Below are 19,074 nucleotides of genomic sequence, written 5' to 3' on the forward strand. Positions count from 1 at the left end.
AAAAGTGAAGAAAAGGCTGTGAAGCTAATTCCGAGTACTTTCCGGGGGCCCCGTAAGAAGGGCAAACGCAAATTCAATTCGGATTCAGTTTTCAGGAATCAAGTTCTAAACCATATGGTCCTAGTGGCTGTATGTTGATGAATTTGTTTTCAGCATTTGGCGATGCTGAGACCTGAATAATGCATTTGTACCGCAAATGCCCGTTTGGTGGCGATAGCGGAGGGGTTCCACGCGTACCCATCCCGAACACGACCGTTAAGCCCTCCAGCGCCGATGGTACTTGGACCGAAGGGTCCTGGGAGAGTAGGACGTTGCCAAGCACGCAAGACCACTGTTGAGTAATCGACAGTGGTCTTTTTGTTGTGCCTTGTAGAGTGAATTTGCTTGTAAGGGTTTTTATGATAAAGTGGTTTAATAGAGTCACTAATAGATTATTCATGGGGGATAAAGATCTTGATTATATGGATCAATGGAGCTTTTGGTGCGGGGAAGACAGAAACTGCATATGAATTACATCGCAGACTTCCTGATTCTTTTGTATACGATCCAGAGAATGCAGGGTATTACATAAGAGCAAACATTCCCGATGTGATGACAAAAAGTGATTTTCAGGACTATTATCTTTGGCGTGAAATTAACCACTCCATGTTAAAATACATAGCTAGCGAATATAGGGGAACGATTATCGTACCTATGACCATAGTCAACCCAGAATATTGGATGGACATTGCTGGTAATCTAATAAATGAGGGATTAGAGGTTCATCATTTTACTTTGTGTGCCTCACGAGAGACGCTGCTCAAGAGATTGGGTGGTAGAGGTGAACGGAATGACTCATGGGCCGTTCAACAGATCGACAGATGCCTCACAGGGCTTAATAAGGACGTATTTAAAGACCATTTAGACACAAATAACCTGACTACTCTAGGAGTCGTAAAGATGATAGCTAGTAAGCTTGATATCACTTTAACGCCTATTATAGAAGAAAAGTGAAAATATATTAATTTAGGTATTGCTATACTTCGAAATACATGATATAATCTTTTTTGTTGTCAAAACATTTTGTTTTCAATACGGCCCGTTGGTCAAGGGGTTAAGACACCTCCCTTTCACGGAGGTAACATGGGTTCGAATCCCATACGGGTCACCAATTTCTTTAAAACGTAATTGTTCTTCTGAAATAAAATGTTGCATTACAGGTTGGATTGTGTTATGATAATTGAGTTGCTTCTTTACATGGAGGCTTAGCTCAGCTGGGAGAGCATCTGCCTTACAAGCAGAGGGTCGGGGGTTCGATCCCCTCAGCCTCCACCATGAAGCTTTCTTATGGTAATGAATAGCTAAATATTTTTAATGACGCGGGGTGGAGCAGCCCGGTAGCTCGTCGGGCTCATAACCCGAAGGCCGCAGGTTCAAATCCTGCCCCCGCAACCAATTTTCATCAAGCAATTATATCTTTTGGAACCGTGGTGTAGTTGGCCTAACATGCCTGCCTGTCACGCAGGAGATCGCGAGTTCGAATCTCGTCGGTTCCGCCATTTTTCTTGCTTCATGAGCCATTAGCTCAGTTGGTAGAGCACCTGACTTTTAATCAGGGTGTCGAAGGTTCGAGTCCTTCATGGCTCACTTCTTAAGTGAGTCGGACACTAATACATATCGTGTGCGGACGTGGCTCAGCGGTAGAGCATCGCCTTGCCAAGGCGAGGGTCGCGGGTTCGATTCCCGTCGTCCGCTCCATATAAATTTTGCGCCCTTAGCTCAGCTGGATAGAGCGTTTGACTACGAATCAAAAGGCCGGGAGTTCGAATCTCTCAGGGCGCGCCATATTTTAACTTCATACTTTGCCGGCGTGGCGGAATGGCAGACGCGCTCGACTCAAAATCGAGAGGGAAACCGTGGAGGTTCGAGTCCTCTCGCCGGTATCAATTAGCAAGCGAAGCTCTTATGCGTTAAGCTAAGGGCTTTTGCTTTTCAAGTATAGTAAGGTAAATCATTATATTGTGGACTCTTAGCTCAGTTGGTAGAGCAGTAGACTCTTAATCTATTTGTCCAGGGTTCGAGCCCCTGAGAGTCCATCCTTAAAAGAAACGGCAGAGATGCCGTTTCTTTTTTTATAAGAGTTACACGGTTTCAATTATAGTCACAAAAAAAAGCCACAAAGTACGATATTAGCGTACTTCGTGGCTTTTGATATTTATGGAAGGATATTACCCGCAGCGCGGTAAATTTCATACCATTCTGGTCTGGTGAGTGTAATATCGGATGCTTTGGCAATATCCCGCAATCGCTGCGTATTGGTTGTACCTACAACAGGCTGCATATTTGCCGGATGTCTTAGAATCCAGGCAATGGCAATAGCGGTATTGGTAACCTCTTTTTCAGCTGCTAAGCGGTTAATGACCTCGTTCAATTCAGGGAACTTGTCGTTGTCCAAGAATACACCTTCAAAGAACCCATATTGGAAAGGTGACCATGGCTGAATGGTCATGTCGTGTAGACGGCTGTACTCTAAGATCCCGCCATCATGAACAACCGAACCGGAGTTAGTCATATTCACATTGAAGCCGGTATCAAACATACCCGTAAACATAATGCTCAATTGCAGCTGGTTGAACAGCAGCGGTTGCTTTACATTTTTCTTAAGTAGCTCGATTTGTAACGGGTTCTGGTTGCTGACACCAAAATGCTTGACCAATCCCTTGCTCTCCAGAATGTCAAAAGCCTCAGCCACTTCTTCCGGCTCGAACAGCGTGTCAGGACGGTGAAGCAAGAGCACATCGATATAATCGGTCTTCAAGCGTTTAAGGCTACCCTCTACGGATTGTAGGATATGCTCTTTGGAAAAATCAAAATAGCCCTTGCGGATTCCGCATTTGGTTTGGATCAGCATTTTATCACGCATACCAGGATTGTTCTGAAGTACCCCTGCGAATACCTCTTCAGCTTTGCCGTCCGCATAAATGTCGGCATGATCAAAGAAGTCTATTCCGAGCTCCAACGCACTATGTACATGTGTATCAGCCTCTTTTGCAGACAAATCCGCAATCCGCATACAGCCCAGCGAAATTTGGGATACGTCAAGTACACCATTCGCTACACTAATTTTCTTAACCATGAGTGATTCACTCCTTAGAATGTAAGTTAGAACTTGCAGTATTCTATCAAACCATATCACAAAGTGGGAGGCTAAGCCAATATGCCCTACGACGTATAGGTAGGTTGTAAGCAAAGTACAAAAAAGAGGCCGCCACATCAGTAGACTTCACTACTTTTGCAGACAACCTCTTTGTTTATACATCCAGAATTAGCATATGGATGTATTCAGAATCATTTTAATACATATTCGGAATGTCGACATTAGGATCAATATCTGCTTCGTAGTCTACGCCATCTGTTCTAAAGCCAAACAGATTGAAGAAATCTTGGCGGTAGCCTTCAAGATCAGCCAGCTCACCTGCATTATCAGTTGTCAGCTCGTCCCAACGTTTCATAACCTCTGTCTGGACATCCTCACGCATTTCCCAGTCGTCAATGCGGATCAAGCAGCTTCCGTCAGCAGTAGCCTTGCCTTCACCGTATAGGTGCTCAGAGAACAAGCGATACATTTGTTCAATACAGTTCTCGTGCAGGCCTTTTTCCTTCATCACTTCATAAAGTGCAGAGATATAAAGGGGTACTACAGGAATAGCTGAGCTGGACTGAGTTACGAGCGCCTTATTAACGGATACAAAGGCACGTCCGCCTTTTGATGAAAGAAGGTCATTCATTTGGATCGCAGTCTGTTCCAGATCGTGCTTGGCTTGGCCAATTGTTCCGTCCCGATAGATAGGGTGAGTGATTTCAGGCCCGATGTAGGAGTAAGCAACGGTAGTAGCACCATCTGCAAGGACATCAGCTGCTTGAAGCTGATCGATCCACATTCTCCAGTCTTCGCCGCCCATTACAGCGATGGTCTGACGTACTTCCTCTTCATTAGCAGGCTCAATGGTGGTCATGGATACTTCGCCTGTGTGGAAGTTCAAAGTTTTATTCGAATAAGCTGTTCCCACTGGTTTAATAACGGAGGAGAAGGTTTCTCCTGTTACCGGATGGGTACGACGAGGTGAAGCGACACTATAAATAACTAAATCGATGGTGCCGTATTCAGCTTTAATCAATGCAATGGTCTTCTCTTTAATCGCATCAGAGAAGGCATCGCCAACTATGCTGTGTGATTTAAGTCCAAGCTCTGCTGCTTGTTGTTCAAAGGCAGCGGAGTTGTACCAGCCTGCAGATGCGGTGCGCTGACCTTCCGCAGCTTTATCGAAGAACACACCAATGGTATTGGCGCCAGCACCAAAAGCAGCTGAAATTCTAGAAGCCAGTCCGTATCCGGTAGAGGCACCGATGACAAGTACATTCGCAGGTCCCTCAATTTTCTTTTGTGCTTTTACATATTCAATTTGTTGTTCTATTTGTTTGGCGCATCCCTCTGGATGGGCTGTTGTGCATATAAATCCGCGTGTTTTAGGTTGAATAATCATCAAGGAATTCCCCTTTGTATAAAAATTTAAGTCTACTGATACACAGAGAAAGTATAGCAAACAATATTTACTAATACAAAGAATTTAGGATATTCGATAAGAATCCGCTACCCTGTATTTTTGTTTGTTAGCTAGCTGTGCTATCGAGTCTTGATCATTTATTAAGGCTTGCGGACTCCAGTGACGTTATTCCTTAGAAAAGGGGCTGCCCCAGTAGCCATTTCATGACTTCAAGGACAACCCCCTTTACATTACTTACATATAAGGATCTATTACGTACGGAAGATTGAATCAATCGCTTTGATCTCATCTGGTGTCAGCTGAACTTTTAGAGTCTGGAGATTCGATACGATCTGTTCCGGACGTTTAGCTCCGGGAATAAGTGCGTCGATGGAAGGTACGGTCAAATACCAGGCTAGCACCACATGTGCGACTTCAACACCTTTGGCATCGGCAATTTGGCGAACCTTGTCCACCTTCTCCAGGTTTTTGGCAAAGGTCGCTCCTTGAAACATTGGGTTGTTCTTTCTATTGTCGCTGAACGTATCGCCTTGCTTATACTTGCCGCCAAGAAGGCCGGACGCGAGTGGGAAGTAAGGAACGAAAGAAATGCCAAGCTCCTGCGTGTAAGGGAGCAGTTCTTTTTCTGCATCACGGTGCAGCAGGTTGTAATGGGATTGGAGAACATCCACATGCCCGTCCTTGTTGGCTTCTCTCAGCTGTTCAATGGAGAAGTTGGAGACCCCGATCGCTTTGATCTTTCCTTCATCCTTCAGCTTCTTAAGCTCGCCAACAGCTTCATCCTTAGGAGTGCTTTCATCAGGGAAATGAATATAGTAAAGATCGATATAATCGGTCTGGAGGCGTTTCAAGCTGTCTTCCACAGACTGTCTTAGAAAAGCTGGAGAGTTGTCGATCGTAACCTTATCGCCAGTAATCTTGTGAGCGCCCTTAGTAGCAATAACCACATTGTCACGGCCGCCTCTTTCTCTCAGCACTTCTCCAATAAGTTCCTCGGATCTACCTGGACCATAGATAAAGGCAGTATCAATGAAATTGATCCCATGGTCAAGAGCGTTGCGAACGATGTCTTTACCAGTCTCATCATTTAAGCCGGGAAATAAATTATGCCCACCAACAGCATTGGCACCCAGTCCGAGAGGGAGTACCTGCAAATTTGTTCTACCTAAAGTTATTTTACTAGACATAATCAATCGTCAGCTCCTTAAAATAGAATATGAACTATATTAAGTATAGCTAATAGCCCGTGGTAAGACAAATTGCTGATTTCCAGCTTTATACATGAATATTTAAAGCGTATAAGTTATGATATAAAGAATAATTTTGCGTTCCCACATTTGTTGCCACAATGAAGTAAAGGAGGTTTGTCTTATGCTAGTTATTAATCAAAATGAAGTGGCTGAGCTATTAGCAATGGAGTCTTGCATCACAGTGATGGAATCCGTTTTGAAGGACTTGTCCGTAGGACAAGCCATACAGAGCTTAAGACAAGTACTCCCGCTGCACCAAGGCAATCTGATTGGCTTAATGCCGGGCTTTTTGCAGAGTGAAGAAGTAGCAGGTGCCAAAATCATCAGTGTGTTTCCAAGCAACCATGGCTCAGGTTTACCTTCCCATCAAGGGCTTGTTACGTTATTCGATTCTTCTACCGGTGTTCTGAAAGCTGTAGTAGATGGACAGAAGATTACCGCAATTCGCACAGCGGCTGTTAGCGCAGTAGCCACTCGTTATTTGGCTAGAGAAGATGCAGAGGTGCTTGCCATTCTAGGTACGGGCGAGCAAGCCAAAAGCCATCTGGAAGCGATGCTACTGGTTCGATCGATTCGTGAGGTCAGAGTTTGGAGTAGGACACTTGCAAAGGCAAGAGATTTCCAAGCAGAAATGAGCCGTAAATATGGTGTGGACATCCTTGTGGCTGAGTCTATTCAAGAGGCAGTTAATCCAGCAGATATCATTTGTACCGTAACGGCATCTACAGAGCCTGTGCTCAAAGGAGAATGGCTGAAGCCTGGAGTACATATCAATGCGGTTGGAGCCTGTAGAGCAGCGGATCGTGAGCTGGATTCGGAGACCGTACGGTTAGCTAAGTTATATGTAGACCGATTGGAATCCGCGCATAATGAATCTGGGGATTATTTAATTCCGCTGAACGAAGGCGTGATTACTTCAGGCCATATTATCGGTGAAATCGGTGAACTGATCAGCGGGAATATTGAGGGCAGAGCTACAGCTGATGAGATCACTCTTTTTAAAGGACTAGGACTTGCAATAGAGGATTTAGCAGCAGCCAACTTCATTTATAATGAAGCTGTTAAATTACAAAAAGGCATTGAAATTGCATTCTAAGGAGCGACCACATGATGAGCACATATGAAGGTTTGTATGATTTCAAGTTGACGGAGCAAGACGAAGAGCGGGCCGTACATTTGCATGAGCAGAACATTAATATTGATTTGCTATTTCAAGGTCCCTTATCTCCAAACGCAATTCCAGAGTCTGTGTCTAAAAAAATAAAAGAGCTGTGTGAGCCCTATAAAGATGAGCCGATGATATATAGCAGCATGCCAGCAAAAATGATCACAAAGCTGTTGGCCAGCGGTGAGATCCCTGAGTATAAAAGTGAATGGTATAAATCGGGAATTACCGCGGGTAACCGGGAACTTCATTTAGAGTCCTTAGAAAGCATGATCAATAGCATGGCTGAAGTTCAGCTTCAGTTTGACTCCGCAGATTGGTTAGTTAAAGCTTTAACCGCAGAGGATATACGTGCAGCCAAGCGTAATGGCCATAAGGCGGGTATTATCACAGCTCAAGAAACGGATGGCCTAGGTACTAATCTGGACCTATTAGATGTGTTACATAATTTTGGCTTAAGAATTTTACAATTAACTTATAACAATCAGAATCAGGTCGGTGCAGGCTGTGCAGAACAGTCGAACGCTGGGATTACGAATTATGGAAAAAGATTCATTGAGCGTCTGAACAAGCTCGGGATCATTGTAGATACGGGACATTGTGGAAAACAGACCACGCTCGATGCTTGCCAGTATTCTAAGACTCCGGTCATTGCTTCACACACGGGTGTGGAGGCTATCTATCCACATATGCGCTGTAAAAGTGATGAAGAGATTATCGCGATAGCGAAGACGGGTGGAGTCATCGGTATTTTTGCTATGCCGTGGTTTGTTCATGAAGATCCTAACCATACGACCATTGATCATGTGTTGGATCATATCGAATATGTGATTCGGCTTGTAGGCGTGGATCATGTCGGGATTGGAACGGATTGGCCGATGAGCGATGTGCTCTGGTCATTGGTTTATTTTAAAGAACATATTGCACCTAAGCTAGGATTTGCCAAAGGAGACGGACCTTCTACTGAAACCGTTGCTGGGCTTGAAAAATATAGCTATTTTATCAATTTTACTAGAGGTCTAGTGGCTCGCGGTTATAAGGATGAGGATATTGCAAAGATTATGGGTGGCAACTGGCTGCGTGTATTTGAAAAAATTTGGGGATAGGGGATAAATAGATGACAACATACTTGAACACAACTACATTTAACTTCTACTGTTCTGGCATTTATTCAGGGAAAATACATTTTACGGAACAACAAATTATGCTCGCTAAGGTTGATCCACGCAGACGAACACAAATGCAATACAATGCGCTGGATAGCCAGTTCAAGACCGTTCTTCCATTTCAAAAAATCCACGAACACATGGACGCTTACGCTAAAGCAGAATGGGTCAATGATGAGGTAGTTCTAAGTAATGGTGATCTTTATCAAAAGCATATTCAGTATCAGGCTGTATTGGATGGCCGTGAGCTTACTTCACAAGTATGGGCGCTACGAAAAGAGACGGCACTGGATATTGTGACCTTGGATGGTGAGATTATTGCCTTTCTTACGCCGAATCGGTATGGCATCGAGCTGATTGTTAAAGCAGGATATGAGACGCTGACGCCTCTGGTTGTTTATGATGATCCCCTTTTGTCCAAGCCAGAGTATGGTGTAAATGATTTGGGTACGGATCTGATTCCGATGCGTGATGGCGTGAGACTGGCTACGGATGTGTTTCTTCCTGAGGGCATTCAGCCGGGAACCAAGCTGCCGACGATTCTTGTGAGAACCTGCTATGACCGTAACGGGAAAAAAGAGATTTTTATGAGATGGGCTAACAAAGGTTATGCAGTGGTGTCACAGGACGTTAGGGGTCGGGCGGATTCGGAAGGGGAATTGATCCCTTTTTATAATGAACGGGATGATGGTTACGATACGATCGATTGGATTATCGCGCAGGATTGGTCAGATGGCAATGTTGGAATGTGGGGCGCGTCCTATCTCGGTTTTGTGGTTGTCTCGGCGGCGACCAGTGGGCACCCTAATTTGAAGGCTGTTGTGGATGAAGTGAATGTTGGCTCACCGTTTGTAGATACAGCGCGTAAGGGTGGGACGCTTTGCTCTTGGCCACTCTTGTCTTGGACGCTTGCACAATCTGTGGGTACCCGGACGGATTTTGATATTTTTGGGGGCATTACGGTGAACCCAGAAGCGGCCGTCGATGCGAGACCGATTAAGGAGATTCCACAGCAAATGATCGGCAAAGCATCTGGACCATGGGATTTGTGGAGCCAGCATCCGGAGTATGATGATTTCTGGAGAAACTGTACCTTTACGGAACGCGGGGATCAAGTGCAGGTCCCTATGTATGTGATCTCAGGCTGGTATGATGGCGACAGCCCTGGCATATCGGAGACTTGGAGAATGCTGACTGAACATGATGTGCCAAATCGTAAAATCCGTCTGGGTGCATGGGAGCATGGGCCAAACCGAGCCAGAGATTATGAGGGTGTAAGCTTCGGCAATGATGCAGTCGTCTATGATTATGATGTTTCTGTATTGCGCTGGTTCGACCGCTTCCTCAAAGGCATTCCGAACGGAATAGATCAGGAGCCTAGAGCCTCTTATTATGTCGTTGGTGAGAATCAGTGGAGAACGTCGGAGGATTGGACACCAGTTGAAGCTACAACTACGCCGTTTTATCTTTCCAGTGCTGGTCGGGCTAATTCAGGACAAGGAGATGGGAAGCTGCTCACAGCGCCAGAGGAACACTCTCCAGAAGATACTTATGTCTATAACCCAAATGATCCTATGAATGATAGCGGTGAGCGGGAGCCTGAAAATTTGCGGAAATATGAGCTACGAAATGATATTCTTGTGTACACTAGTGAGGTGTTGACGGAAGAATTGACTATTGCTGGCGAATTGTCTGCTGTCATCTACGCCGCTAGCACAGGTAAGGATACGGATTGGGTAGTTACGCTTAGTGATGTGAATGAACATGGAGACTCTATCCGGTTATCTAACTATATTGTCAGAGCTAAATATCGTCATGGGTTTGATGCACCAGAGCTACTCACGCCAGGGCAAGTGGAGGCATACGATATTTTCATGCCGAATATTGCTCACAGATTTGCCGTAGGACACCGAATTCGTTTTTCGATTACCTCTTCCAGTAAATTCGTTGCTTTCCCGAATACGAATACTGGTGGTAACCCGTATGAAGATTCAGAGGCGATTACAGTGCTGCAGACTGTTTACCATAATAGTGAATATCCAAGCCATGTGAAGCTGCCGGTTATTCCTAACGCTTGAACGGTACTGCAAGGTCAACCTTGCAATTAGGATAAAATAGCGATTATTCACAGAAAAGCGCATAAATGATCCCTTCTCAGGTCACAATAGGGAAAAACCAGAATGAAGGGATTAACGTGTCGCGCATAAAAAAACAACTTTGGCAGCGATGGAGACGTTGGAAAAAGGCGCTTTGGGTAGGGGCAGCTTGTTTAGCTCTTACTGTACTGGCATGGCGCAGTATGCAGGTACCTGAGGAAATCAGTGGACTGCTGACGGATTCTAGTTGGACGGATAGTGCCGAAAGCGAGTTGGCCGCAGCTGTATTTAAAGTAGGCGTGGACAGCAGTGAGGAGAAAGAGAAGGGCACCATAAAAAACGAACAACTGTTGCAGACGATCGCTCAAAGCGGACGCAGCAGAACCGTTCATTTAAAAATATCGTATGTATCTGGGGAAGAAGTTCAGACATTGCCAGGTGTAAAAACCCCGCTTCAGCTTAAAAAAATAATTCACGAACACCCTGCATGGAGCGGCTTCATCAGCAGTGATGGAGATTTGTGGCTGGAACAAAAAGTGAATGATCTATCGACCCTAACGAAAAAAGAAGCCTATATCGGGGTCGATGCATTTGGGAACTTGAAATTATTTAAAGGCCCTCCGGTACAGGAAAAGGTTCTGAAGACCTTTTTTCAAATGGATATGGGTTCCTTGAAATCCTCTCTGCCGGAAAGTATTTGGAAAGAGCTTCATGAGGGCATTCGTGTACAAGATATTGAAGAGTACAACAGCGTATTGTCCACCTTCAGTGACTATGCGCGTGAGGCTGCCGAACATGTCATGCAGAATAAGCAATAGCATCCTTAAGCATATCAGCTGTCCTAAAGTCATTATTAATGGCTTTAGGGCAGCTTTTTTTTGCAAATATAAGAAAGTTTGAGGTTCTCATTGTAGGCCTAAAGTTGTCATTTCGCATTAGAGGGTAAACTTTTTTTCTCCCGGAAGGGGTATTTTTGCTATAATGGTTTGAAGGAATACATATGTTCGCTTCGTAGCGGAGTAATGGATGAAAACGGTGGAATAAACTGCCTGTTATAGAGGAGAGATCGTGCTTGCGCATTTTGGGAATTGATCCAGGGCTGGCGATTGTCGGTTTTGGCTTTGTGGATAAGGAAGGTCATAAGTTGACCCCGGTCCAATATGGTTGTATCCAGACTGAGGCTCACACACCTGAGGAAGAACGACTGCTGCATGTCTATGAAGGCATGGGTCAGCTCATTGATAAATATAAACCTGATGCTGTAGCGATAGAGAAGTTGTTCTTTGCACGTAATGTTACAACAGCATTGCCAGTAGCACAGGCCCGCGGAGTGACGATATTAGCTGCAGTACAGCGTGGCTTACCCGTCTCGGAATATACACCTATGATGGTGAAGCAGGCTGTAGTTGGTTATGGTAAGGCAGAGAAACGGCAGGTACAGGAAATGGTGAAGCTGCTACTGAAATTATCGGCGATCCCTAAACCGGATGATGTAGCGGATGCACTCGCGGTAGCGGTATGTCATGCCCATTCGAGCAGTCTTAATTCTAAATTAAATGAGGTATTGCGAAAATGATAGATTTCTTAAGAGGACCCGTCGTTCATTTAGAGTCGGAATATGTGGTGCTGGATGTGCAGGGCGTAGGATATCGGGTGTTCTGCCCGAACCCTTATGCTTTTGCTAAAGTAGAAGGGCCTGTAATGATCTATATTCATTATCAAACACGTGAGGATGCGACGCTTCTGTTCGGGTTCCCGACTCGGGAGGAGCAAAAATTGTTCCGCAAGTTGATTGAGGTATCTGGGATCGGTCCGAAGGTTGCGCTCGGAATACTGACAGGTGGAACTCCAGATCAGTTGATCTCGGCAATTTACCAAGAGAATATAACCTTCTTAACGAAACTGCCGGGCATTGGCAAGAAGACGGCGCAGCGGATGATCCTAGATTTGAAGGACAAGCTGGACGGACTCAGTATGGCTTCCATGCAAACGGGATTATTTGCAGTTCCAATGGAAGAAGCATCGGATGGGTTAGCTTGGCAAGAGGCTAGGGATGCCCTTAAGGGATTGGGTTATACCGAAAGTGAATTGGACCGTGTGTGGCTCGCTATGAAAAAAGAGGGCGCAGAGACAGGGACTGTAGATGTGTTGATGAAGAAAGCACTTGGGCTATTATATATTGCTAAGTAAAGCCGAACACATCCTTGAAGAAAGGGAGCGATAGGAATGGATGACCGGATTATATCCGCTAATTTGATGATGGACGAGCAAGCCGTAGAATTAAGTTTACGCCCTCGTTATCTGGGAGAATATATCGGACAGAATCAGGTAAAAGAAAACCTGAAAATATATATCGAAGCAGCCAAAATGAGAAGTGAAGCGCTGGATCATGTGCTGCTCTACGGGCCTCCAGGTCTCGGTAAAACAACACTCGCGAACATTATCGCCAATGAGCTGGGTGTGAATTTACGAACAACGTCCGGTCCTGCGATAGAGCGGCCGGGAGATTTAGCCGCCCTGCTGACGAACCTGCAGGAAGGCGATGTGCTGTTCATCGATGAAATTCACCGCTTACACCGGACGGTGGAGGAGGTTATGTATCCGGCGATGGAGGACTTCGCGCTGGACATCATGATCGGCAAAGGGCCAAGTGCCCGTTCGGTACGATTGGATTTGCCGCCTTTCACACTTATAGGTGCTACCACCCGTGCTGGCCTGCTGTCAGCGCCACTACGTGATCGTTTCGGAGTGGTCAGCCGCTTGGAGTTCTATACCATAGATGAGCTAAGCTTCATTGTTGCTCGAAATGCAGATCTTTTAGGGATTGAGATTGTCGGAGATGCGGCGGAAGAGATAGCGCTTCGTTCCCGTGGAACGCCGCGGATTGCGAACCGATTATTGAAGCGAGTCCGTGATTTTGCTCAAGTGCGCGGCGATGGGATTATAACCCCTGAGATTTCTGGGGAAGCCCTGAAGATGCTACAAGTGGATCCACGTGGGCTGGACAGCATCGACCACAAGATGTTAAGAGCGATGATTTCAAGCTTTCGTGGCGGTCCTGTAGGGCTGGATACGATTGCTGCTACAATTGGTGAGGAAAGTCAGACGATTGAGGATGTTTATGAGCCCTACCTGCTGCAGATAGGATTCTTGCAGCGGAGCCCTCGTGGAAGAATTGTAACCCCGGCCGCTTATCATCACTTAGGCCTTCCGCTCCCTCCGGAGCAGCATTGAGTCAGTAACTACATTTAAAAGGAGGATGCTGGATGAAGCATACGAAGATGAAATGGAGAGGAATAGCTCCACTAAGCAAAGGATTGCTAGCAGCTGCGATTGCTGTGGGAAGTCTCTTGATCCCTGCGGGTGCCAGTCATGCCGATTCTAATAGTACGATACGAGTTGCCCTTTATGCCGATATTGGTAGTAAATATAAATCTACCGTGCCAGTAGTAACTATGTTATCGACACAAAGCTTCACTTTGATGTCAAACCAACCAGGGAGCACTCCTTTGTTATCGGTGCCTGCCCAGAGCAGAATTCGTGTTAGTGTGGATGGTTATAGAGTAAAGGTAATGGAGACTTCAAGCTGGAAAACAGCTGCCGATGCGGCTAAAAAGCTTCAGTCCACCTCTGATAAGCCTCAAATTTATATGATTTCTAGAAATGGAACCAATGTATATCAGTTGTATACAGGTGTCTATGCCAGTGAAGCTGCTGCCAAGGATGGACTTGCCCGTGTAGTAAAGGCAGGACTCGGCATTCCTGCTGATCAAACCCCTGCGGTGAAAGGGGATAAGCATTTATCGGCGGGTCGCTATTCTTCGGAACAAGAAGCTGATACTGCTCTAAGTAGTATTACAGCTGCTGGTTTTGATGCCTGGAAGGTGTTTCTCTCAGGAAGTGATGGCAGTGCTCAGTTTGAGGTATGGGTAGGCGAAGCTGCGAATGACAAAGATTTGGGTGCTGTTCAGACCGCAGTGTCAGCAGCATTGCCACAGCTTGCTATGTCTGCTGCAACTTCACCTGGGTTAATCATGCGTCTGGATGCTGGGCTGGACCTTAGTAGCGAGACACAAGCTAATCATTATATGGTTTCCGGAAATGATGCTAAATTTTTGGCCGTTGGCAGTGAGGCTGGAATTCAGCTCGAAGAAAGATCCAAGCGTACCTACCGTGGAAATATGGAACTAAGTAATTTGAGAGGTTCCCTAGCGGTTATCAATGAAGTGCCACTGGAACAATATTTGTATGCAGTGGTTGGAGGAGAGGTTTCCTCCAGCTGGCCGGATGAAGCTCTAAAGGCTCAGGCTGTCGCCGCCCGAAGCTATGCAATGGCGCAAGGCAACCGTTTCGAAGTAGCGAATGTAGTAGATTCTACATTGAGTCAGGTATATAACGGAATCGGATCAGAGGCTCCAGTTATTATTAAGGCAGTGGATGCTACTGCCGGTGAAGTATTGATGAGTGGTGGTAAAGTTATAGAGGCTGTGTTCTCCTCGAACAGTGGCGGAATAACCTCTGATCCATCAGAGGTATGGGGCAATGGTGGAGATGCATTTGCCAGCGTTCCCAGCAAAGAGGATGTCGCAGCTACCGCGACCGCTAAGAAGTGGTATTATTTACTGCTCGCTAATGGTACCTCTGGATACGCACGTGAGGATAACATTAAATTGACAGGAAATAAAACTGCAGCGGGACTGGATATAGCGACAGCTACCACTAAAGATGTCAATGTACGCCCCCTTCCTGCTGTTGAAAGTAGTGTAAGTGCGGTAGGTAAACTGAATCCAGGCGAGAATGCTGTTGTTCTAGACAAAGTCTATGAGTCCGGTAGTTATAGCTGGATCAAAGGGCCATACACCTCTGCCGACCTTTTAAAAAGCTTGCAGGGTAAAACAACTAGCGCGCTCCCTTCTAGCATCCTTAATTTGCAGGTCACTCAGCGCGGCCCTTCTGGAAGAGCGATTCAGGTGAAAGCAAATGGTCAGGCACTGGATGTGAAATATCCTGATATGTTCCGTTCTGCGTTCAATGGATTGCCAAGTACATTGTTTGATATTGTACCAGCCGGAAGTTATACTGTATTAGGCGCTGACGGTGCTACCAGCACGATTGGAAGTTCACAGAACGCAGGTGTACTCTCTGCATCAGGTAAGGTTAATGTGAACGGTAGTGGAACTGTAGTGATGGGTGGGGATTCCTCAGCCAGAGCGATTACTAACAGTTCGGGCTTTCTGTTCATTGGCCAAGGATACGGTCATGGTCTAGGCATGTCGCAATGGGGCGTGAAAGGCATGGCTGACAGCGGGTATGATTACAAGCAGATATTGCAACACTATTATCAGAACGTTACTATAGTTAAGGAATGAAGACAGACCATGAATGTAGACGCATATGATTTTCATTTACCGGAAGAATTAATTGCCCAGACACCACTCTCTGACCGTAGCTCTTCTAGACTGCTCTTAGTAAATAAGGAGGATGGGGAGCTGGCTCACCGGCATTTTACCGATATTATTAATTATTTTCAACCGGGAGATACGCTTGTTCTGAATGATACGAGAGTCATTCCTGCCAGATTGTTTGGGGCTAAAGAAGATACGGGGGCTAAAGCTGAAGTGCTTCTCCTTAAGAATCTGGGAGACGATCGTTGGGAAGCTCTTGTAAAGCCAGGTAAAAAGCTCAAGACAGGAGCGGTTATCATCTTTAGTGATGAGCTTCGTGCTGTTATTGAGGACGAGGCTGATATGGGTGGACGAACGCTTCGGTTCATTTATCAGGGTATTTTTCAGGAGATTCTGGACAGGCTGGGAACAATGCCACTGCCTCCTTATATTAAGGAAACACTCGATGATCGGGAACGATATCAGACCGTTTATGCTAAGCATGAAGGATCAGCTGCTGCTCCTACAGCAGGGCTTCATTTTACCAAAGAACTGTTGGATCAGATTGAAGCCAAGGGTGTAAATATTGCTTATATTACACTTCATGTAGGTCTCGGAACGTTCCGTCCGATGTCTGTTGAGAAGGTTGAAGAGCATGTTATGCATTCAGAGTATTTTGTAATGTCTCAAGAAACAGCAGACTCTATAAATGCTACCAAGGAACAAGGTGGTCGCATTATAGCGGTAGGGACAACTTCTTGTCGGACACTTGAAACAGTCGGAAGACAATGCGAAGGCGGTCCACTAGTGGAATGTAGTGGCTGGACGGATATTTTCATCTATCCGGGCTATAAGTTTAGTGTAGTTAGTGCGTTAATTACTAATTTTCATTTGCCGAAGTCAACTTTGGTGATGTTGGTTAGTGCTTTGGCAGGTCGGGAACATATTCTAGCTGCTTATGAAGAAGCGATAGAGCAGAAGTACCGGTTTTTTAGCTTTGGAGATGCAATGTTTATTTACTAAGGTAAGAGGATGGGTTAACTTATGGCAGCAATTACTTATGAGCACATCAAAACGTGCAAACAATCCGGAGCAAGACTTGGAAGAGTTCATACTCCACATGGTGTGATTGAGACACCTGCATTTATGCCAGTCGGCACACAAGCTACAGTCAAGACAATGAGTCCTGAAGAACTGAAAGAGATGGATGCTCATATTATTTTGAGCAATACGTACCATTTGTTCCTGAGACCGGGCCATGATATTGTTCGTGAAGCAGGCGGACTGCACAAGTTCATGAACTGGGACCGTCCCATTTTAACGGATAGCGGCGGATTTCAAGTGTTCTCGCTTAGTGACATGCGCAAGATTACCGAAGAAGGCGTTCATTTCCGTTCCCATCTAAATGGGGATAAGAAGTTCTTGTCTCCTGAAGTAGCTATGGAAGTTCAGAACGCACTTGGCTCTGATATCATGATGGCATTCGATGAGTGTCCTCCATTCCCAGCGGAATATGACTACGTGAAAAAATCATTGGAGCGTACATCACGCTGGGCAGAACGTTGCCTGAAAAGTCATGCTCGCCCGAATGATCAAGGGCTGTTCGCTATCGTTCAAGGAGGTATGTATGAGGATCTTCGCCGTCAGAGCGCGGCAGATTTGACTTCCATGGATTTCCCGGGGTATGCTATTGGAGGGCTCAGCGTCGGAGAGTCCAAGCAGCTAATGTATGAAGTGCTGGATTATACAGTTCCCCTGCTGCCACAAGGCAAACCTCGCTATTTGATGGGCGTTGGTTCACCGGATGCGCTGTTGGAAGGTTCAATCCGGGGAGTGGACATGTTCGACTGTGTTCTGCCTACCCGTATTGCTCGTAATGGAACAACGATGACCAGTCAGGGAAGACTCGTTGTACGCAACGCAAAGTATGCCCGCGATTTTGGGCCGCTTGATCCGGAGTGCAACTGCTATACATGCCGGAATTATTCCCGCGCTTATTTGCGCCATCTAATCAAAGCCGATGAAACCTTCGGACTTAGATTGACGACATACCATAACTTGCACTTCCTGTTGGATTTGATGCGTAAAGTGCGCGAAGCCATCAAGGAAGATCGGCTGCTTGATTTTCGCGATGAGTTTTTTGCTAAATACGGATTATATGATAATCTTAAAGGCTTCTAAAGCTTCGTTGAGGTCCATGTTTTAATGTGCTTTGAAAGGGGGGAGAAATATGTTTCAATATGCAGCAGCAACAGGCGGAGGTAGTATACTGGGTCTTGTAGGTCCATTCGTACTTATGTTTGTAGTATTCTACTTCTTGCTGATTCGTCCGCAACAGAAGAAGACCAAAACACGTAATGCAATGTTGAAGTCTCTGAAAAAGGGCGATAAAATCGTTACTATTGGTGGTCTTCACGGTACGATCATGGAGATTTCCGATGATATCGTGGTTCTACGGGTCAATGATGTAACTAAACTGACCTTTGATCGCGGTTCCATTAGTCACTCCGTTGCCACGGACGTGGAGGAGAAAGTATAGTTTCGTTATTTAAAAGTACATAAAAAGCGGTGTCTTCTCATTAAGAGAATGACACCGCTTTTTTGATGTTCATCTTTCATCGTGATCTATGGGTTTAACGCATATCCGTTATTCGGCTGCGAACGGTGAGCGATTCTTCACGTCCCCGTAAGGTTAATTTGGCAAGCTGTACACCAACTGATGAAGCTAGGACTGCTAGCAGAGTGCCGCCTATCATATCTGTAAGCCAATGAATGCCCAGATAGAATATACCAAAGACGATTACGACTGCGGAAATACTCGTAATGACCATCCACCGGCGGTTTCCTGAACGGAATGCCAGTAATGCCATCGTAACGGAAATGGACGTATGTAGACTCGGGAAGCAGTTGTTGAGACCGGATAGAGGGCGGTACTCTTCTTCAAACTTCGGAAATACATCCAGCATAGTAAATCTAACGCCTGCAGGTACATAGGACCATACCTCATTTACAGGGAAGTATAGGTAGAATGGAATTGCTACAGCATAGTTAATGATAATAGCATAGCAGGTAGCGTACAGCATCACACGGTTCTTATCTAACAGATAGACACCTAGAGAAGCTGCTAGTACAGATTGAAGCATAAAAATGTAGAAGAAAACTATGATAGGCGTTAGCCATGGACTATAGAATATATCCTGAACAGCTTGGACAAAATGCCCCTCTAGCCCAAATATAAATGATGTATAGTCTGAGGTAAGATGCATTTTTTCTTCAATTTGTAGTTCGTATTTATTCAAGACCAGTACACCAAACATGCCTACCATCAGTAGCAAAAACTTGTAGGATCGCAGCATCTCTTTTCCGATTTCAACTAATGCCATGATTGGATTTCGACGAGCGCCAATCCATACTAATATCACTACTAATGCAACTGTGTACAAAACAATATGATTCATTGATTGGTAAA

At 45.4% G+C, this 19,074-nt stretch carries 16 protein-coding genes, 9 tRNA genes and 1 rRNA gene; 22 read left to right on the top strand and 4 right to left on the bottom strand.

The genetic code is table 11. The annotated features are described in order from the left end of the window. Positions 1 to 203 precede the first annotated feature (203 nt). The 11 genes from rrf to NSQ29_RS02635 all read left to right on the top strand — a co-directional run bounded on the left by rrf (position 204) and on the right by NSQ29_RS02635 (position 2,075). Positions 204 to 320 (top strand): 5S ribosomal RNA (gene rrf, locus NSQ29_RS02585). Positions 321 to 453: 133 nt separating this feature from the next. Then, entirely contained in the window at positions 454 to 993 is a 540-nt protein-coding gene (locus NSQ29_RS02590) for an AAA family ATPase (protein ID WP_341124321.1), read from the top strand. Between the two features lie 82 nt (positions 994 to 1,075). Next, positions 1,076 to 1,150 (top strand) — tRNA-Glu (locus NSQ29_RS02595). Positions 1,151 to 1,238: 88 nt separating this feature from the next. After that, positions 1,239 to 1,314: transfer RNA gene (locus NSQ29_RS02600), tRNA-Val, on the top strand. Positions 1,315 to 1,357: 43 nt separating this feature from the next. Then, positions 1,358 to 1,434: transfer RNA gene (locus tag NSQ29_RS02605), tRNA-Met, on the top strand. Positions 1,435 to 1,460: 26 nt separating this feature from the next. Beyond that, positions 1,461 to 1,538: transfer RNA gene (locus tag NSQ29_RS02610), tRNA-Asp, on the top strand. Between the two features lie 15 nt (positions 1,539 to 1,553). Beyond that, positions 1,554 to 1,626: transfer RNA gene (locus NSQ29_RS02615), tRNA-Lys, on the top strand. A 36-nt stretch (positions 1,627 to 1,662) separates the two neighbouring features. Next, positions 1,663 to 1,737 (top strand) — tRNA-Gly (locus NSQ29_RS02620). Positions 1,738 to 1,747: 10 nt separating this feature from the next. After that, positions 1,748 to 1,824 (top strand) — tRNA-Arg (locus NSQ29_RS02625). Positions 1,825 to 1,843: 19 nt separating this feature from the next. Continuing rightward, positions 1,844 to 1,922 (top strand) — tRNA-Leu (locus NSQ29_RS02630). An 80-nt stretch (positions 1,923 to 2,002) separates the two neighbouring features. Beyond that, positions 2,003 to 2,075: transfer RNA gene (locus NSQ29_RS02635), tRNA-Lys, on the top strand. A gap of 119 nt (positions 2,076 to 2,194) precedes the next feature. On the opposite strand, the gene NSQ29_RS02640 is transcribed toward NSQ29_RS02635, so the two are convergent. The 3 genes from NSQ29_RS02640 to NSQ29_RS02650 form a co-directional block, all read right to left on the bottom strand. After that, positions 2,195 to 3,115 (bottom strand): aldo/keto reductase, encoded by a 921-nt coding sequence (locus NSQ29_RS02640; protein WP_341124322.1) that lies wholly within the window; start codon positions 3,113 to 3,115, stop codon positions 2,195 to 2,197. Positions 3,116 to 3,332: 217 nt separating this feature from the next. Further along, the gene (gene fabV / locus NSQ29_RS02645) at positions 3,333 to 4,523 is read right to left on the bottom strand and encodes an enoyl-ACP reductase FabV (protein WP_076284851.1); all 1,191 of its coding nucleotides are present in this window, start codon (positions 4,521 to 4,523) and stop codon (positions 3,333 to 3,335) included. 272 nt (positions 4,524 to 4,795) lie between these two features. Beyond that, positions 4,796 to 5,731, bottom strand: coding sequence for an aldo/keto reductase (locus NSQ29_RS02650; RefSeq protein WP_339798160.1), 936 nt, complete (start codon positions 5,729 to 5,731; stop codon positions 4,796 to 4,798). A 184-nt stretch (positions 5,732 to 5,915) separates the two neighbouring features. Between NSQ29_RS02650 and NSQ29_RS02655 the strand changes: the two genes are divergently transcribed. The 11 genes from NSQ29_RS02655 (at position 5,916) to yajC (ending at position 18,144) form a co-directional block, all read left to right on the top strand. Further along, the gene (locus NSQ29_RS02655; RefSeq protein WP_341124323.1) at positions 5,916 to 6,890 is read left to right on the top strand and encodes an ornithine cyclodeaminase family protein; all 975 of its coding nucleotides are present in this window, start codon (positions 5,916 to 5,918) and stop codon (positions 6,888 to 6,890) included. Between the two features lie 11 nt (positions 6,891 to 6,901). Then, positions 6,902 to 8,065, top strand: coding sequence for a dipeptidase (locus NSQ29_RS02660; protein ID WP_341124324.1), 1,164 nt, complete (start codon positions 6,902 to 6,904; stop codon positions 8,063 to 8,065). An 11-nt stretch (positions 8,066 to 8,076) separates the two neighbouring features. Then, positions 8,077 to 10,203, top strand: coding sequence for a CocE/NonD family hydrolase (locus tag NSQ29_RS02665; RefSeq protein ID WP_341124325.1), 2,127 nt, complete (start codon positions 8,077 to 8,079; stop codon positions 10,201 to 10,203). Between the two features lie 116 nt (positions 10,204 to 10,319). Continuing rightward, the gene (locus NSQ29_RS02670; protein ID WP_341059724.1) at positions 10,320 to 11,039 is read left to right on the top strand and encodes a BofC C-terminal domain-containing protein; all 720 of its coding nucleotides are present in this window, start codon (positions 10,320 to 10,322) and stop codon (positions 11,037 to 11,039) included. A gap of 254 nt (positions 11,040 to 11,293) precedes the next feature. Then, positions 11,294 to 11,797 (top strand): crossover junction endodeoxyribonuclease RuvC, encoded by a 504-nt coding sequence (ruvC, locus tag NSQ29_RS02675; RefSeq protein WP_036677679.1) that lies wholly within the window; start codon positions 11,294 to 11,296, stop codon positions 11,795 to 11,797. Next, the gene (gene ruvA / locus NSQ29_RS02680) at positions 11,794 to 12,411 is read left to right on the top strand and encodes a Holliday junction branch migration protein RuvA (RefSeq protein ID WP_076299706.1); all 618 of its coding nucleotides are present in this window, start codon (positions 11,794 to 11,796) and stop codon (positions 12,409 to 12,411) included. The genes ruvC and ruvA overlap by 4 nt, the downstream gene beginning before the upstream one ends. A 36-nt stretch (positions 12,412 to 12,447) precedes the next feature. Beyond that, positions 12,448 to 13,455 carry a Holliday junction branch migration DNA helicase RuvB gene (ruvB, locus tag NSQ29_RS02685; RefSeq protein WP_042191128.1) on the top strand — a complete coding sequence of 336 codons (1,008 nt, stop codon included), beginning with the start codon at positions 12,448 to 12,450 and terminating at the stop codon, positions 13,453 to 13,455. 32 nt (positions 13,456 to 13,487) lie between these two features. Next, a complete protein-coding gene (locus tag NSQ29_RS02690) occupies positions 13,488 to 15,590 on the top strand; it encodes a SpoIID/LytB domain-containing protein (protein WP_341124326.1) in 2,103 nt (700 codons plus the stop codon). Positions 15,591 to 15,599: 9 nt separating this feature from the next. Further along, positions 15,600 to 16,628 carry a tRNA preQ1(34) S-adenosylmethionine ribosyltransferase-isomerase QueA gene (gene queA / locus NSQ29_RS02695; protein WP_339266692.1) on the top strand — a complete coding sequence of 343 codons (1,029 nt, stop codon included), beginning with the start codon at positions 15,600 to 15,602 and terminating at the stop codon, positions 16,626 to 16,628. Between the two features lie 21 nt (positions 16,629 to 16,649). After that, complete coding sequence (tgt, locus tag NSQ29_RS02700; RefSeq protein WP_339798144.1) at positions 16,650 to 17,786, top strand: tRNA guanosine(34) transglycosylase Tgt; 1,137 nt, start codon at positions 16,650 to 16,652, stop codon at positions 17,784 to 17,786. A gap of 49 nt (positions 17,787 to 17,835) precedes the next feature. Continuing rightward, entirely contained in the window at positions 17,836 to 18,144 is a 309-nt protein-coding gene (yajC, locus tag NSQ29_RS02705; RefSeq protein ID WP_042191123.1) for a preprotein translocase subunit YajC, read from the top strand. Positions 18,145 to 18,238: 94 nt separating this feature from the next. On the opposite strand, the gene NSQ29_RS02710 is transcribed toward yajC, so the two are convergent. Then, on the bottom strand, positions 18,239 to 19,063 hold the full coding sequence (locus NSQ29_RS02710) for a phosphatase PAP2 family protein (RefSeq protein ID WP_341124327.1): 825 nt from the start codon (positions 19,061 to 19,063) through the stop codon (positions 18,239 to 18,241). Between the last annotated feature and the right edge of the window lie 11 nt (positions 19,064 to 19,074).

The organism is Paenibacillus sp. FSL F4-0236, assembly GCF_038000135.1.
In the GTDB taxonomy this organism is placed as follows: domain Bacteria; phylum Bacillota; class Bacilli; order Paenibacillales; family Paenibacillaceae; genus Paenibacillus_AQ.

Excerpts from the sequence above, each read along its gene's own strand:
- ruvA (WP_076299706.1), top strand. The coding sequence starts at position 11,794 with ATGATAGATTTCTTAAGAGGACCCGTCGTTCATTTAGAGTCGGAATAT.
- ruvB (WP_042191128.1), top strand. The coding sequence starts at position 12,448 with ATGGATGACCGGATTATATCCGCTAATTTGATGATGGACGAGCAAGCC.
- NSQ29_RS02655 (WP_341124323.1), top strand. The coding sequence starts at position 5,916 with ATGCTAGTTATTAATCAAAATGAAGTGGCTGAGCTATTAGCAATGGAG.
- NSQ29_RS02640 (WP_341124322.1), bottom strand. The coding sequence starts at position 3,115 with ATGGTTAAGAAAATTAGTGTAGCGAATGGTGTACTTGACGTATCCCAA.
- tgt (WP_339798144.1), top strand. The coding sequence starts at position 16,650 with ATGGCAGCAATTACTTATGAGCACATCAAAACGTGCAAACAATCCGGA.
- fabV (WP_076284851.1), bottom strand. The coding sequence starts at position 4,523 with ATGATTATTCAACCTAAAACACGCGGATTTATATGCACAACAGCCCAT.
- NSQ29_RS02650 (WP_339798160.1), bottom strand. The coding sequence starts at position 5,731 with ATGTCTAGTAAAATAACTTTAGGTAGAACAAATTTGCAGGTACTCCCT.
- NSQ29_RS02665 (WP_341124325.1), top strand. The coding sequence starts at position 8,077 with ATGACAACATACTTGAACACAACTACATTTAACTTCTACTGTTCTGGC.
- NSQ29_RS02690 (WP_341124326.1), top strand. The coding sequence starts at position 13,488 with ATGAAGCATACGAAGATGAAATGGAGAGGAATAGCTCCACTAAGCAAA.
- NSQ29_RS02660 (WP_341124324.1), top strand. The coding sequence starts at position 6,902 with ATGATGAGCACATATGAAGGTTTGTATGATTTCAAGTTGACGGAGCAA.
- queA (WP_339266692.1), top strand. The coding sequence starts at position 15,600 with ATGAATGTAGACGCATATGATTTTCATTTACCGGAAGAATTAATTGCC.
- yajC (WP_042191123.1), top strand. The coding sequence starts at position 17,836 with ATGTTTCAATATGCAGCAGCAACAGGCGGAGGTAGTATACTGGGTCTT.
- NSQ29_RS02710 (WP_341124327.1), bottom strand. The coding sequence starts at position 19,063 with ATGAATCATATTGTTTTGTACACAGTTGCATTAGTAGTGATATTAGTA.